General features: G+C 61.0%; 12 protein-coding genes. 7 read left to right on the top strand and 5 right to left on the bottom strand.

The features are described 5' to 3' along the window. Positions 1 to 35: 35 nt before the first annotated feature. On the bottom strand, positions 36 to 746 hold the full coding sequence (locus CO660_RS12030) for a GntR family transcriptional regulator (RefSeq protein ID WP_097598867.1): 711 nt from the start codon (positions 744 to 746) through the stop codon (positions 36 to 38). 206 nt (positions 747 to 952) lie between these two features. Here CO660_RS12030 and CO660_RS12025 point away from each other — a divergent pair, with 206 nt between their 5' ends. From CO660_RS12025 to CO660_RS11995, 7 genes are all read left to right on the top strand, one after another. Beyond that, positions 953 to 2,431, top strand: a complete 1,479-nt coding sequence (locus tag CO660_RS12025) for a sugar ABC transporter substrate-binding protein (RefSeq protein ID WP_097598866.1) — start codon at positions 953 to 955, stop codon at positions 2,429 to 2,431. 72 nt (positions 2,432 to 2,503) lie between these two features. Next, complete coding sequence (locus CO660_RS12020; protein WP_097598865.1) at positions 2,504 to 3,463, top strand: sugar ABC transporter permease; 960 nt, start codon at positions 2,504 to 2,506, stop codon at positions 3,461 to 3,463. Then, entirely contained in the window at positions 3,460 to 4,350 is an 891-nt protein-coding gene (locus CO660_RS12015) for a carbohydrate ABC transporter permease (protein WP_097598864.1), read from the top strand. Before CO660_RS12020 ends, CO660_RS12015 begins: the two co-directional genes overlap by 4 nt. A 10-nt stretch (positions 4,351 to 4,360) precedes the next feature. Beyond that, complete coding sequence (locus tag CO660_RS12010) at positions 4,361 to 5,458, top strand: ABC transporter ATP-binding protein (protein ID WP_097598863.1); 1,098 nt, start codon at positions 4,361 to 4,363, stop codon at positions 5,456 to 5,458. A gap of 32 nt (positions 5,459 to 5,490) precedes the next feature. Continuing rightward, the gene (locus CO660_RS12005) at positions 5,491 to 6,654 is read left to right on the top strand and encodes a mandelate racemase/muconate lactonizing enzyme family protein (protein WP_097598862.1); all 1,164 of its coding nucleotides are present in this window, start codon (positions 5,491 to 5,493) and stop codon (positions 6,652 to 6,654) included. A gap of 21 nt (positions 6,655 to 6,675) precedes the next feature. Further along, positions 6,676 to 7,422, top strand: a complete 747-nt coding sequence (locus tag CO660_RS12000; RefSeq protein ID WP_097598861.1) for a ribonuclease activity regulator RraA — start codon at positions 6,676 to 6,678, stop codon at positions 7,420 to 7,422. Between the two features lie 370 nt (positions 7,423 to 7,792). Continuing rightward, positions 7,793 to 8,806: a methyltransferase gene (locus CO660_RS11995; RefSeq protein ID WP_097598860.1), complete on the top strand. Its 1,014-nt coding sequence runs from the start codon at positions 7,793 to 7,795 to the stop codon at positions 8,804 to 8,806. Between the two features lie 126 nt (positions 8,807 to 8,932). Here the strand turns inward: CO660_RS11995 and CO660_RS11990 are convergent, their stop codons facing one another. The 4 genes from CO660_RS11990 to CO660_RS11975 are packed head-to-tail and all read right to left on the bottom strand — an operon-like array spanning position 8,933 to position 14,149. Next, positions 8,933 to 10,303 carry an alpha-glucosidase/alpha-galactosidase gene (locus tag CO660_RS11990; RefSeq protein ID WP_097598859.1) on the bottom strand — a complete coding sequence of 457 codons (1,371 nt, stop codon included), beginning with the start codon at positions 10,301 to 10,303 and terminating at the stop codon, positions 8,933 to 8,935. A 22-nt stretch (positions 10,304 to 10,325) separates the two neighbouring features. Next, on the bottom strand, positions 10,326 to 11,993 hold the full coding sequence (locus CO660_RS11985; RefSeq protein WP_097598858.1) for an ABC transporter ATP-binding protein: 1,668 nt from the start codon (positions 11,991 to 11,993) through the stop codon (positions 10,326 to 10,328). A gap of 10 nt (positions 11,994 to 12,003) precedes the next feature. Then, on the bottom strand, positions 12,004 to 13,140 hold the full coding sequence (locus tag CO660_RS11980; RefSeq protein ID WP_097598857.1) for an ABC transporter permease: 1,137 nt from the start codon (positions 13,138 to 13,140) through the stop codon (positions 12,004 to 12,006). Position 13,141: 1 nt separating this feature from the next. Then, positions 13,142 to 14,149 (bottom strand): ABC transporter permease, encoded by a 1,008-nt coding sequence (locus CO660_RS11975; protein WP_097598952.1) that lies wholly within the window; start codon positions 14,147 to 14,149, stop codon positions 13,142 to 13,144. Positions 14,150 to 14,259 lie beyond the last annotated feature (110 nt).

Below are 14,259 nucleotides of genomic sequence, written 5' to 3'. Positions count from 1 at the left end.
AACTGCCTCTACCTGAAGTGTTCCGGGTATGCACTTTATCCCGCGCGAGCGGCGTTACGCGCACGCATGTGTTCGAGGATGTGCCGCCCCGAGCCTTCGACATGGCGTGCAATAAGTTCGGCTGCCTCGTTCGCCCTTCCGGCTTTGACATGCGCGATAAGCTCGCGATGCTCGCTCAGGATCGCCGCACGCCGGGCAAGCGTAAAATCGAAGCGGCGGCTCACGGCTCGAAGCACTTCGCGATGCTTCCACCAAAGCTCGGCGGCATGGCGATTGTAGTGCTTCCGGTACATGACGGTATGAAAGGCGGTGTCGAGTTCGCTATGCCTTAGCGTGTCGGCAAAGTTGTTCTCTTCAATGAGGCTTTGGATGCGTTCGAGTTCAGCAATGTCCTCCACCGTCGCCATATTTACGAACCAGCGCGTCAGTGAGGGCTCGATCAAGACGCCTATCTCGTAGATATCCCGAACAAAGTCCTGATCGATGGGCCGGACGCGCGCTCCGCGGTTGGGAACGAAGGTGACAAAGCCCTCGCCGCGCAACAGTTGCAAAGCCTCCCGCACGGGGTTGGTCGAAGTGCCGTGGCGCCGGGCGAGATCGGTGATGACGAGCCGCTCGTTGGCCGCGAGCCGCCCTTCGATGATGTCGTCCCTGATCAGTTGGTAAACAGACGCGCCCTCGCTCGAGGCCCCAGTAGCGTCGATCCCCTCGGGCGGCTGTGCTTTAAATTCGCTTGTTTCAGCCAAGACTGTCCCCAATCCATACACACATTTCCGGGATATCACGCAAAACTTCCTAAAACAATGTACGATTTTCTTGAGTTGACAGACAATCTTCGGCGTGAAAACGTATGATAAGGTCGAAGGGATACATTAAGTGGGAGAATCCCACGACCTGGGAGCAAGACCGCCTCGATTGAGAGCGGCTTGGGAGAAAACCTGGGAGAGTACCTATGACGAGTCTTTCGCTCGGCGGTGTCGTTGTACGCGGCACTATATCCACTGCTTTGATGGTATCGTTGATGTCCGTGCCTGCGCTCAGTGCGCCGGTCGACTTGAGCCAGTGGTCACCGCAATATGTGCGCTCAATCGCCGGCACGCAGGAGTTCGACACGGCGGCCGGTTGCGCCAAGGTCACCCCGCTCGACTATAAGGGCCGGCTGACATTCTGGTATCAGGGCGTGTTCGAGGGCGACCCCGACCTCCTGCGCCAGTATTACAAGGACTTCTTCGAGACCTTCCGCAAAACCTATCCAAACATCCAGCTTGAGGAACAAGCCCTCACCTATAACGACCTTCTGGACAAGTTCCGGACCGCACTTTTGGGCAATGCGGCGCCCATGGCGGTCCGCCTACAAATCCTCGGCGGGACCGAGTTCGCCTCAAAGGGTTATTTGCAGCCGCTCAAGCCCGAGGATGTAGGCTATTCGACCGAGGATTTCTGGCCAGGCGCCATGAAGGCGGTGACGTGGGAGGGAGTGACCTACGGTATTCCAACCAACAACGAGACGATGGCATTCATCTGGAACGCCGATGTCTTCAAGCGTGCGGGCCTCGATCCGGACAAGGCTCCGGCAACCTGGGATGATGTCGTCAAATATTCCAAGCAGATCCACGACAAGCTTGGTATTGCCGGTTACGGCCTCGTGGCTCGAAAGAATGCGGGTAATACGCCATACCGCTTCATGCCGCAGCTATGGGCCTATGGCGGCGGCGTCTTCGACGAAGCGACCGCCAACCCGACCTACAAGGAGGTCCAGCTCAATAGCCCGCAGAGCAAGGCGGCCTTGCAAGCCTCCTACGACATGTATGTTCGCGACAAGTCGGTTCCGGTTTCGGCGCTCACCAACCAGCAGGCCGACAATCAGCCCCTGTTCCTCGCTGGCCAGCTCGGCATGATGATCTCGCACCCGTCCGACTACAACGTCATGCTCGACCTGCAGAAGAAGACGACGGGCAGCGACAAGGAAAAAGCCCAGACCGTCATCGACAACATGCGCTACGGCCTCATTCCGACCGGCCCCGACGGCAAGCGTGCCGTCGTGTTTGGCGGCTCCAACATTCACATCCTGAAGCCCGAATATGTCGAGGGCGGCAAGGTAGACGAGCCGGCTGCAAAGGCCATCATCTGCATGTGGACGAGCCCGGAATGGTCGCTGAAGATGGCCTATGCCGGTTCGAACCCCGGCAACCTGAACGGCTTCAAGACCAAGTGGATGAAGGAGCGTCTCGATAACATCAAGTTTCTTGATGTCACGACTTCGATGCTGCCCTACGGCATCCCGTTCCCGGCACTGCCACAGTCGCCCGAGATCATGAACATCATCATCCCGGACATGCTGCAGAATGCCCTGACCGGGGCCATGACGGTCGACCAAGCAGCGGACGACGCAGCCAAGAAGGTCAACGACCTGATGGACGGCGGACTCTAGTCAATCCTGACGATCTGACCGGCTGCACCTCGATTGCAGCCGGTTTGTTCCGAAGAATAGGGGCACCGCACAGTGACGATCTTGACTGGCAAGGCCGAGGCTCACCGCAGACTGCAATCCGATCGGCTCGGCGTGCTGCGAAACATCTTGGAGCATCGCGCTGACTATGCATACGTGCTTCCCGCGATCGCCGTGATGCTCATCGTCATCGCCTACCCGATCTACTACACAATCGAACTGTCGTTCTTCAACACACCGCCTGGCCTGCAGCTCCGGGACAAGATCTTCGTCGGTTTCGACAACTACACCGCCATCCTCACAAGTGCGGTGTTCTGGAAGGTCACCTCGAACACTCTCATCTGGACCCTGGGATCCACTCTCATTTCATTTGTCCTGGGATTTGCCTGCGCCCTGGCGCTCCATCGCGACTTTGTCGGCCGCGGCATCCTGCGCGCCATCCTGATCATCCCCTGGGTCATCAGCGCTGTGGCCGCGTCCTATATCTGGAAGTGGATCTACCATTCGGACTTCGGGATAATCGGCGCGGTGCTGGTCGGCCTCGGATGGGCCGATCGGCCGCCGAACTTCATCGACAGCGTCAGCACAGTGCTGCCCTCCTTGATCGTCGTCAACATCTGGCGCGAGTTCCCGTTTGCCATGATCATGATGATGGCTGGCCTGCAGACGGTTCCCGACCAGTTGCTGCGCGCCGCAAAGGTCGACGGAGCCAATGCTTGGCAGCGGTTCTGGCACGTCACCTTTCCGCATTTGAGAAACGTCTCGACGGTGACGATCCTTCTGCTCGCAGTGGCCAACTTCAATTCTTTCATCATCCCCTGGATCATGACCGGCGGCGGACCCTCGAACGCATCGCATATCTGGATCACCCACATCTATGAGCTTGCCTTCGGCCGCCAGCGCTGGGGGGTGGCATCGGCCTATTCGGTGCTGCTGTTCCTGATCCTGATGGCGCTCGGCTACTTCTACGTCCGTGCTCTGAGCGGTAACGAACAGAGGGGTGGAAGCGAATGAGCGCGATTGCCGAGACTGCTCATCGAAGCCAGGCGCGTCGCCGTGCGCGCATCGATGGATGGCGGTGGGGCGGACGCATCTTCCTTGTGTTCATGTTGCTTTACACCGCATTACCGATGGTGTGGATGCTGATCACCTCGATCAAGTCCGGCTTCGCGGCCATGCAATTTCCGCCGCAATGGTGGCCGGACCAACCCACCCTCGCCAGCTACCAGAAGCTGCTCGATCCGCAAAACAGCGTCGGCCAGGACTTCCTGCGCTTCTTCTGGAACAGCCTTTTCGTCTCCACCGCCACGACCATCCTTTCGGTGATCGTGGCAGTTCCTGCGGCCTACGCGTTTTCGCGCTTCACCTTCCCGGGCCGGAACTTTCTGTTCTTCGCCGTCCTGCTTCGCAACATGTTCCCGGCAGTGATCTTTCTCGTGCCGCTCTTCATCCTGATGCGCGCCATCGGGCTGGTGAACACGCATGGGTCGCTCGTCCTCACTTACCTCACCTTCGGTCTGCCGCTGGCAATCTGGCTCCTCAAGGGCTTCTACGACAACATCCCGGTGCAACTCGAGCAGGCCGCGCGCATCGACGGTGCAACGCGGTTCCAGGCCTTTCTCCTGATCGTCATGCCGCTCTCGGCTCCGGGCATCATCGCCACGGCGATCTACTCCTTCATCGGCGCGTGGAACGAGTACATCTACGCCTACACCTTTCTCTCCAAGAACGAGCAATTGACGCTGCCGGTCGGCATCCAGCGCTTCTTCTCGGAAAACACGACGGACTTTCCGGGCCTGATGGCGGCAAGCTTCATGATGAGCGTGCCCGTCGTCGTCCTGTTCCTTGTCCTTCAACGATACTTCGTACGCGCCCTCACCGAAGGCGCAGTCAAGCACTAGGGAGTTGCCGGTGGCCCACGTGGTCCTCAAAGATCTGGTCAAGACCTATGGCGCCTTCAAAGCTGTCAACGATGTTTCGTTGACGGTCAATGACGGTGAATTCGTTGCGCTCGTCGGCCCTTCAGGCTGCGGCAAGACAACCACGCTCAATCTTGTGGCGGGGCTTATCCCCATCACTTCCGGCGACATCGTCATCGGCGACCGGGTGGTCAACGACCTCGACCCCAAGGACCGGGACATTGCAATGGTGTTCCAGAACTACGCGCTCTATCCGCAGAAATCTGTCTACAAGAATCTGGCGTTTCCGCTGCAGATGCGCAAACTGCCAAAGGACGAGATCGACAAGAAGGTCAGGGAAGCAGCGCGCGTGCTCGACATGACGCAGCTGCTCGAGCGCAAGCCACGCGAACTTTCGGGCGGCCAACAGCAGCGCGTGGCGCTCGGCCGTGCGCTCGTTCGCGATCCGGCAGTATTCCTGATGGATGAACCGCTTTCCAACCTCGACGCAAAACTGCGCGTGCAGATGCGGTCGGAGATCAAACGTTTCCATCAGGATCTCAAGGCGACGATCATCTATGTGACGCACGATCAGCTCGAAGCGGTGACCATGGCCGACAGGATGGCTGTGATGAACGGCGGCTATCTGCAGCAATACGATACTCCGGCGCAGGTCTTTGCCCATCCGGTGAACATGTTCGTCGCCAGCTTCGTCGGCAGCCCGGCGATGAGCCTTATCCCACTGGAGGTGTCCACGGCAGGCGGCGAGACCGTGTTGACCAGCGCGGAGGGCTGGCGCCTCGAGCTTTCGCCGCAAAACGCCCAGAAAGTTGCAAGGTCATCCACGAGGAAGATCGTGCTCGGCGCACGCCACTCGACGGTCAAGCTGCACAAGAGCGCGGTTCCTGGAAGCATCCCTGCCAAGGCCTATACGGTGGAGCCGACCGGAGACGTCACCTTCGTGCAGGCGTTCCTGTCCGGCGCCATCGTCAATGTCAGCGTGCCGCCTACCGTTGCGGTCACGCCCGACGAACAGATCTGGCTCGAATTCGATCAGGAGCGGATGCATCTGTTTGACGGCGAAACGGAAATGGCGCTGAAGGCCAACTGACTCATGGCGGATGCGTGTGAAACGAGGCGTGGATGACTGCGAAGCTTAAAATCACGGAAATCAAGCCCTATCCTGCATGGGTCGGAACACGCAACCAGATGCTGGTCAAGGTGGAGACCGATAGCGGTATCTTCGGTTGGGGCGAGAGCGGCTTGAGCGGCCGCGAGAAGGCCGTGGCCGGCGCGATCGAGCACTATCGCGAGTTTCTCATCGGCCGCGACCCGATGCAGATTGGTCGGATCTGGCAGGAAATTTATCGCAGCCAATATTTCGAAGGCGGGCGCGTTCTGCAGGCGGCGATTTCCGCGATCGACATTGCCCTTCACGACATCAAGGGCCAGGCGCTGGGGGTTCCAGCCTACGAACTGCTCGGCGGCAAGCAGCGCGACCGCATTCCGACCTTCGCCTCGACCGGCGACGAGGCCGAGGGCGATGTCGCCATCGACCGCGCCCGCGAACTGCGCGCACAGGGTTGGCAGGCGATCCGTTTCTTCCCCATCGGGCAAAGCAGCAAGGACATCTTCGAGCCGCGGGAGTCGATCGGGCCTACCGCACGGATGCTGAACAGCGCGCGCGAGGCGCTCGGCGATGACGTCGTTCTCGGCATCGACTACCATCATCGGCTGTCGGTGGCAGAGGCGGCGAGCTTCTGCAACAAGCTCGGCCGTGGTGTGCTTGATTTCCTCGAGGAGCCGATCCGAGACGAAACACCTGGGGCTTACGAATCCCTACGCATGATGACCGACATCCCCTTCGCCATCGGCGAGGAATTTGCCAGCAAGTGGCAGTTCCTGCCATATATCGAGCGCGGCATCCATCAGTTCAACCGGCTCGATGTCTGCAATGTTGGCGGGCTTACCGAAGCGATGAAGGTCGCTGGCTGGAGCGAGGCGCACTATGTGGACCTGATGCCGCACAATCCCCTTGGTCCAGTCTGCACGGCCGCGACCATCCATCTCGCCGCTGCGGTGCCGAATTTCGCCTGGCTGGAGACCAGGGCGCCCGAAGCCAAGCTCGGCTTCGACAATTCCGACTTCTTCCCCGTGCAACCGCGGCTCGACGGCACGGACTATCCGGTCAGCGATCTGCCGGGTCTCGGCGTCGAGGTCAACGAAGAGGCGGTCAAGGCGGAGAGCTTTCGTTTCTGGGAGGCGCCCCACCTGAAGCGCCGCGACGGTTCTGTCACCAACTGGTAGTTTCATCCACCGGAGCCTAAAATGACGCATACGCCCGATATCACGCGACCGTCCAAAGACTTGATCGACGCGCTGAAGGAGATCGGCGCCGCGACCATTGCCGGTACGCTCGGCCACATGGGCTTCCGCAATCCGCATATGGTCGGCCCGGTATCGCAGAGCCGCGGCAAGTCGATCGTCGGCCCGGCGCTGACGCTCCAGTTCCTGCCTCAGCGTCCGGACCTTTTCAACGAGGGAGAATATGCAGATCCGGAGACGCAGCTGCACCGGCACGTGCTCTATCACGTGCAGGAGGGCGATGTGGTCGTGGTCGACGCGCGCGGCGATATGAGCTCGGGCGTCTTCGGCGATATGATGTCGACCTATTTCAAAGGCAGAGGCGGCGCTGGCATCGTGATCGATGGGTGCATGCGCGACCGGCCCAATGTCGAGAAGCTCGATCTCGCCCTCTGGCTGCGCGGCTGGACGCCCAACTACCATGTACAGACGAGCATCTACCCCAACGCCGTCAACGTCCCGATTGCCTGCGGCGATGTCACGGTAATCCCCGGAGACATCATCGTCGCCGACGATGATGGGGTGGTGGTGCTTCCAGTCGCAATGGCACCGAAGGTCATCGAAGAATCCCAAAAGCATCACGATTGGGAGGAGTTCTCGCGAGCGAAGCTTATGGAGGGCGGGTCGTTGCAGCGCTACTATCCGCTGCACGACGATGCCCGCACAGAGTACGAAGAGTGGCGCAAAAGAAACCGCGCGGGAACAATCTAGACAACGGATTGCTCCAGAAGGCGACGAACTTTGTGAGGCGTCGCAGGCGTCTGCGGAATAGGCACGGCGCAGCATTCGCCCTCGGCGCCGGGCTCATGCCGGTTTAGGTGTTCGCAACCGCACCAATTTGAATTCGTACATTGCGACTCAACTTCGCTGTGAAAGTCAGCTGTCGGTATCGCCGCTCAGCCGTTGGGCTCTTGGCTAGTGAATCTTGATTAATTGCCCCCCATCATAAAACGCTTTAGTTTTACTTGGAGGGTGCCTCGACGAGACGGAACGTCCTCGGCTTCGCAGCGCCGTCGGCCACTTCGGTTATCGCACCAATTCCAGGTGCCGTTCGACGACACGACCTACGAGGAGACGAGCGATGGGCGCAACGACGCCGGACAACATCATGCAGCTTGGCATGGGGTTCTGGGCCTCCAAAGCCCTGCTCAGCGCGGTCGAGCTCGGCGTCTTCACCGAGCTCGCAGCCGGCCCGGCCGACCTGACCGACCTTCAGGCCAGGCTGAAACTGCATCCCCGTTCGGCCCGCGACTTCCTCGACGCCCTGGTGGCCCTGAAGCTGCTCGAACGCGAGGACGGCAGCTATCGCAATGCCACCGATGCGGACCTCTTCCTCGACAAGGCGAAGCCATCCTATATCGGCGGCATCCTCGAAATGGCCAATGCCCGGCTATACGGTTTCTGGGGCTCGCTTACCGAAGCCCTGCAGACCGGAGAGCCGCAGAACGAAGCCAAGTACAGCGAGGACCTCTTTGCTGCGATATACGCGGATCCGGCACGGCTGCGCGGGTTCCTCGAGGCGATGAGCGGGATCAGCGCCGGTCCGGCGCAGGCGATCGCCGCCAAGTTCGACTGGTCGAAATACACGAGCTTCGCCGACGTGGGCGCGGCGCAAGGCATGGTACCGGTGGTGATCGCCAAAGCCCATCCGCATCTCCAGGCCCTCGGCTTCGACCTACCCGCCGTGCAGCCGATATTTGACGAGTTCGTCGCCCGGCACGGCCTTGCCGACCGCATTCGCTTCCAACAGGGCAACTTCTTCGACAGCCCGCTGCCACGTGCGGATGTGATCGTGATGGGGCATATCCTCCACGACTGGGATCTTGCCGAGAAGAGGATGCTGCTGGAAAAAACCTTTGCCGCGCTGCCGAACGGCGGGGCCCTGATCGTCTACGACGCCGTGATCGACGATGACCGCCGCAGCAACGCCTTTGGCCTGCTGATGAGCTTGAACATGCTGATCGAGACCCGCGGAGGATTCGACTACTCCGGCGCCGACTGCCAAGCCTGGATGCGCGACGCCGGTTTCGTATCCACGCGCGTCGAGCCGTTGCTGGGGCCGGACTCGATGGTGATCGGATTCAAACCAGACTGAGCGGCCCAACGCTCGATCAACCTTGTTTTTCCCGCGGCGACTCACGTCCGCAACAGGTTTTTCTCGCAAAAGCCCCGCGGTTGTTGCGACCGCGGGGCTTCTCGACGCCTCACCCGGGAGAGGGGATCAGGCGGCCTGGACTTTTCGGTTGGTGCGGGCCCATTCGGGCAGCCAGTCCCCGTGAGCGGCGAGCAGGTCGTCGACCAGCGACCAGATCTGGTCGAGGTCGAGTTCGGCCGCCGTATGGGGGTCCATCATCGCGGCGTGATAGATGTGCTCGCGATTTTCCGTCATCAGCGCCTGCACCGTCAGTTCCTGGACGTTGATGTTGGTGCGCATCAGCGCCGTCAGCTGCGGCGGCAGGTCGCCGATGAAGGTCGGCTGGATGCCGGAGGCGTCGACGAGGCAGGGCACTTCGGCGGCGCAATTTTCCGGCAGCGAGGTGATGCAGCCATTGTTGCGGACATTGCCGTAGATCACCGAGGGTTCGCCGGTCCAGACCGAGTTGATGATCGAGGAGGCATATTCCTTCGACGGCTTCACCTCTATCTTGTCGGCGGTGCGATAGGCTTCCGCCTGACCCTTCCAGCGCTCGATCTGCTCGATGCAGCGCTTCGGATATTCATCAAGCGGAATGCCGAATTTCTCGATCAGGTCCTCGCGGCCCTCCTTGATGAAATAGGGTGTGTATTCGGCGAAGTGCTCGGAGCTTTCGGTGACGAAATAGCCGAGCCGCGTCAGCATCTCGTAGCGCACCTTGTTCGGGCAGCGCGGGTTCCAGCCGGGCTTCGGCGCCCTGCCCTCGCGATAGGCGCGCAGGAGATCGGGATAGAGGTTGCGATAGGAGCCATCGGCCTGGCGATGCTCGAATTTGAGATAGAAGGCCATGTGGTTGATGCCGGCGGCGCGATAGCGGATTTCCTCGTAGGGAATATCGAGATCGTGCGCCAGCTCCATCGCCGTGCCCTGCACCGAATGGCAGAGGCCGACCTGACGGATCGTCGGATATTTCTCCGATATCGCCCAGGTGTTGATCGCCATCGGGTTGACATATTGCAGCATGATCGCCTCGGGGGAGACGGCGAGCATGTCCTCGCAGACCTTCCAGAGATGCGGCACGGTGCGCAAGCCCCGCATAATGCCGCCGACGCCGAGCGTATCGGCAATCGTCTGGCGCAGCCCGTATTTCTTCGGCACTTCGAAATCGGTGACCGTGCAGGGCTCGTAGCCGCCGATCTGGAAGGCGACGACGACGAAATCGGCGCCTGAAAGCGCCTTGCGCTGGTCGGAATAGGTCTCGGCCTTGGCCTTGACGCCGAGCGTCGAGATCAGCTTGTTGACGACGACGGCGCTTTCTTCCAGCCGCTGCGGATTGAGGTCCATCAGGGCGATGGTCGCGCCTGACAGAGCGGGACGCTGAAGCACGTCGCCGATGATGTTCTTCATGAAGACGGTGGAGCCTGCTCCGATGAAAGTGATCTTGGGATTTCCTGCCATTATAGCCTCCGGCATTCGATAATCATGCTACCTCGAAAGCGGCCTTGACGAGCCGTTCGGTGTAGGCGGTCTTGGGATTGGTGAGAACTTCGTCGACGGGCCCCTCTTCCATGATCTTGCCATGCTGCATCACGATGACGCGATGGCAGAGAGCGCGGACGACCTTGAGGTCGTGGGAGATAAAGAGGTAACTCAAGCCCCGCTCGTCCTGCAGCTTGCGCAGGAGCTCGATGATCTGCGCCTGGACCGAAAGGTCGAGCGCCGATGTCGGCTCGTCGAGCAGGATGAATTCCGGCTCCAGCGCTATGGCGCGGGCGATCGCGATGCGCTGTCGCTGGCCGCCGGAAAATTCATGCGGGAAACGCGACAGGATATTGCCGGGCATGCCGGCGGCAACAAGCGCCTCGCGCACCCGGTCCTGCCGTTCGGCCCGCGTCGCGCCGAGCCGGTTGACGACGAGGCCTTCCTCGATGATCTGGCCGATCGTCATGCGCGGATTGAGCGAGGAGAACGGGTCCTGGAACACCACCTGCATGCGGGCGCGCAGGGGCCGCATCTCGGCCCTGGAAAGCCCGTGGATCGGCTGGCGGTCGAAATGGATCTCGCCCGCCTGCGGCGTGTTCAGCCGCAAGATCGCCTGGCCGAAGGTGGTCTTGCCGGAGCCGGATTCGCCGACGAGGCCGAGCGTCTCGTGACGGCGCAGCGTCAGGCTCAGGCTGTCGACGGCGACAAGCTCGCGCATCTCGGGCTTGAGGAAGGTGCCGTGACGCAGCATGAAGCCGACCCGCACGCCCTTGGCATCGAGAATGATGTCAGAGCCCTCCGGTAACGGATTGGCCTGCCCACGCGGCTCGGAGGCGAGCAGATGCCGGGTGTAAGGGTGCTGCGGATTGGCAAACAGCGCCTCGGTGACATTGTGCTCTCGCACCTCGCCATGCTGCATCACATAGACGTAGTCGGAGAACTGCCGCACGACCGTCAGATCATGGGTGATGAGGATGACGGCCATCCCCAGCTCTTTCTGCAGGTTGCGGATCAAGTTCAGGATCTGCGCCTGGACAGTGACGTCGAGCGCGGTCGTCGGCTCATCGGCGATCAGGACGTCGGGATCATTGGCGAGCGCCATGGCGATCATCACACGCTGGCGCTGGCCGCCGGAAAGCTGATGCGGATATTGCCGGAGTCTCGCCGCCGGATCGGGGATCTGCACATGTTCGAGCAGCTCGAGCGCCCGCCTTTCCGCATCTTTCCGGCTCATCCGACGATGGGCGCGGATCGCCTCGACGATCTGGCTACCGATCGTATAGATCGGGTTCAGCGAACTCATCGGCTCCTGGAAGATCATCGAGATGCGATCGCCGCGCAGCTTGCGGCGCGCCCGCTCGGAAAACTTCAGGATGTTGCTGCCGTCATAGGAGACAGTCGATTTATCGGATACGACGGCACGCTTCGACAGGAGCCCCATCACCGTGCGCGCCGTCACCGATTTGCCGGAGCCGGATTCGCCGACGATGGCGATCGTCTCGCCGCGATAGAGCTGGAAGGAGACATCCTTGACGGCTTCGACCATGCCGTCCTCGACCTTGAAATTCACCGCGACGTTGCGGGCGTCGATAATCGGCTTTTCCGAGCGGCCGTCATGATCATGACGGACGGGCGGGGCGAAGGAGCTGACCAGTGCAAGAGCCATATCAATCACCTCAATAAGGGTCGACCGCGTCGCGCAGTCCGTCGCCGAGCGCGTTGAAGGCGAAGACGGTGACGAGCACGAAGGCGACAGGAGAGAGAATCCAGGGATAGGAGCCGATGACGGAATAGGTCGCCGTATCCTGCAACATCAGCCCCCAGGAGATCAGCGGCGGTTTGACGGCAAAGCCCAGGAAACCGAGGAAGGATTCCAACAGGACGACGCTTGGTATGTGCAGCGTCACCGCGACGATGACGTGGCTCATCACGTTGGGCAGGATATGCTGGATGATGATGCGCCGGTCGGTGGCGCCAACGGCCATCGCCGCCCGGACATAATCGATGCGGGCAAGGGCCAGGGTCTTGCCGCGCACCTCGCGCGACATCTGCGCCCAGCCGAGCGCCGACATCACGACGATCACGAAGGCGAGGAAGACATTGGTCGGCGCCGTCACCGGAATCAGCGAGGTCAATGCAAGATAGAGCGGCAGCTGCGGGAAGGCGAGCACCAGTTCGACGAAGCGCTGCAGCCAGATATCGAAGGTGCCGCCGAAATAACCCGAGACCATGCCCACCGTCGTGCCGATGAGTGTGACGATGAAGACAACTGTCAGCGCGATCATCAGCGAAATCCGCGAGCCGATGATGGCGCGCGACAGCACGTCGCGGCCGAACTTGTCGGTGCCGAGGAAATGCACCGGCTGGCCATCGGTCGAACCGAAGAAGTGCCGGTTCGCCGGAATGAGGCCGAACAGCTTGTACTCCGCGCCTTCGACGAAGAAGCCGAGCAGCCGCGGATTGTCGTAATCCATGCCGACGATCGGCTGAAAGGTGACCGGATCGAGCTCCTCGGAATCCGACAGCGCGTAGACGCGCGGCCGGAAGACGAAGTTTCCGTCCTTGTCGTGGAAGCTCATCACCTGCGGCGGCGCGAAGCCGACATCGGTCGCCTTCGGATCCATCGGCGCGAAAAAATCGGCAAAGACCGCCATGATGATCAAAAGCCCGACGAGCACCAACCCTGCCATGCCGGTCCAGGAGCGCCGCAACCGGCGCCAGACGAGCGCAAGGTAACTTTCGTTGCCGTGTGACGGCTTCCTGATCGCAGGTTCGGTTGTCGGTGGCGTGTCGGAAGAATCGAAAGCAAGCATCTCAGGCTCCTCCGAACTGGCGTACGCGCGGATCGAGCAGAGCGAGCAGCATGTCGGCGATGATGTTGCCGACGATCAGCGTTGCCGACAGAACCATCATGAAGGTGGCCGTGACATAGACGTCGCCGATCGCCATCGAGCCGACGATCGCCGGGCCGACGGTCGGCAGCGCGAAGATGATCGCGGTTTCGATCTCGCCGGTCAGCATGTAGGGAAGCACCACCCCCTGATACATGACGAGGGGATGCAGCGCGTTCGGCACTGCATGGCGCATCACCACCGCGGCGCCGGAAAGACCCTTGGCCTTTGCCGTCTCGACATATTGCGCATTCAGCGTGTCGAGCAGATTGCCGCGCATGACGCGCATGTTATAGGCGAGCCCGCCGAAAGTGGCGATCGCGACAACCGGCCAGACATGGCTGACGAGATCGACGAATTTCGCCCAGGACCACGGCGCCCCTCCATATTGCGGCGAGAAGAAGCTGCCGATCTCGGTCACGTTGAACTGAAAAACCAGGAGATAGACGATGATCAGCGCCATCAGGAAACGCGGCACCGTCATGCCGAGGAAGGAGACTGCCGACAGCGTGCTGTCGATCCAGCTATATTGCCGCGTCGCCGCCCAGATGCCGAAGCCGATGCCGAGCACCGAAGCGAAGATGTGACAGACGAGCGCCAGCAGCAAGGTGCGCGGCAGGCGCTCGCCGACGACGTCGGCGACCGGCTTGTTGTAGAACATGCTGTAGCCGAAATCGCCGCGTGTGACGATGCCGCCGATCCAGTTGACGTATTGGACGACCATCGGCTTGTCGAGGCCGTGCTCGACGCGGTAGGCCTGCGCCTGCGCCTCGGCCTGGGCGTAGGATGCGCCGCCCTGATTGATCAGCTGCGATCTTATGTAATCGGCATAGTCGCCGGGCGGCGCCTGGATGATCGCGAAGGTCACCACGCTCAGGATGAAGAGAACGGGGATCGCGGAGGCTATGCGCACGAGCAGGAATCGTAACATCGAACGGTTCGCTTCTCTCTGCCGCCAGTCGCTCCTTGTCAGCGCGGCCGGCTCGTTGGTCATATCAGGCCGCGCGTCAAGCGCGGCCTGGATCTCGTTTCAGCTGGGAG

This window comes from Rhizobium sp. L9 (assembly GCF_002531885.1).
Taxonomy (GTDB): domain Bacteria; phylum Pseudomonadota; class Alphaproteobacteria; order Rhizobiales; family Rhizobiaceae; genus Rhizobium.
This window is presented reverse-complemented; position numbering and strand designations above follow the sequence as displayed.

What these genes read in the sequence shown, in the direction of transcription:
- CO660_RS12025 (WP_097598866.1), top strand. Translation starts at nt 953, where the DNA reads ATGACGAGTCTTTCGCTCGGCGGTGTCGTTGTACGCGGCACTATATCC.
- CO660_RS12015 (WP_097598864.1), top strand. Translation starts at nt 3,460, where the DNA reads ATGAGCGCGATTGCCGAGACTGCTCATCGAAGCCAGGCGCGTCGCCGT.
- CO660_RS12005 (WP_097598862.1), top strand. Translation starts at nt 5,491, where the DNA reads ATGACTGCGAAGCTTAAAATCACGGAAATCAAGCCCTATCCTGCATGG.
- CO660_RS12000 (WP_097598861.1), top strand. Translation starts at nt 6,676, where the DNA reads ATGACGCATACGCCCGATATCACGCGACCGTCCAAAGACTTGATCGAC.
- CO660_RS11995 (WP_097598860.1), top strand. Translation starts at nt 7,793, where the DNA reads ATGGGCGCAACGACGCCGGACAACATCATGCAGCTTGGCATGGGGTTC.
- CO660_RS11990 (WP_097598859.1), bottom strand. Translation starts at nt 10,303, where the DNA reads ATGGCAGGAAATCCCAAGATCACTTTCATCGGAGCAGGCTCCACCGTC.
- CO660_RS11985 (WP_097598858.1), bottom strand. Translation starts at nt 11,993, where the DNA reads ATGGCTCTTGCACTGGTCAGCTCCTTCGCCCCGCCCGTCCGTCATGAT.
- CO660_RS11980 (WP_097598857.1), bottom strand. Translation starts at nt 13,140, where the DNA reads ATGCTTGCTTTCGATTCTTCCGACACGCCACCGACAACCGAACCTGCG.
- CO660_RS11975 (WP_097598952.1), bottom strand. Translation starts at nt 14,149, where the DNA reads ATGTTACGATTCCTGCTCGTGCGCATAGCCTCCGCGATCCCCGTTCTC.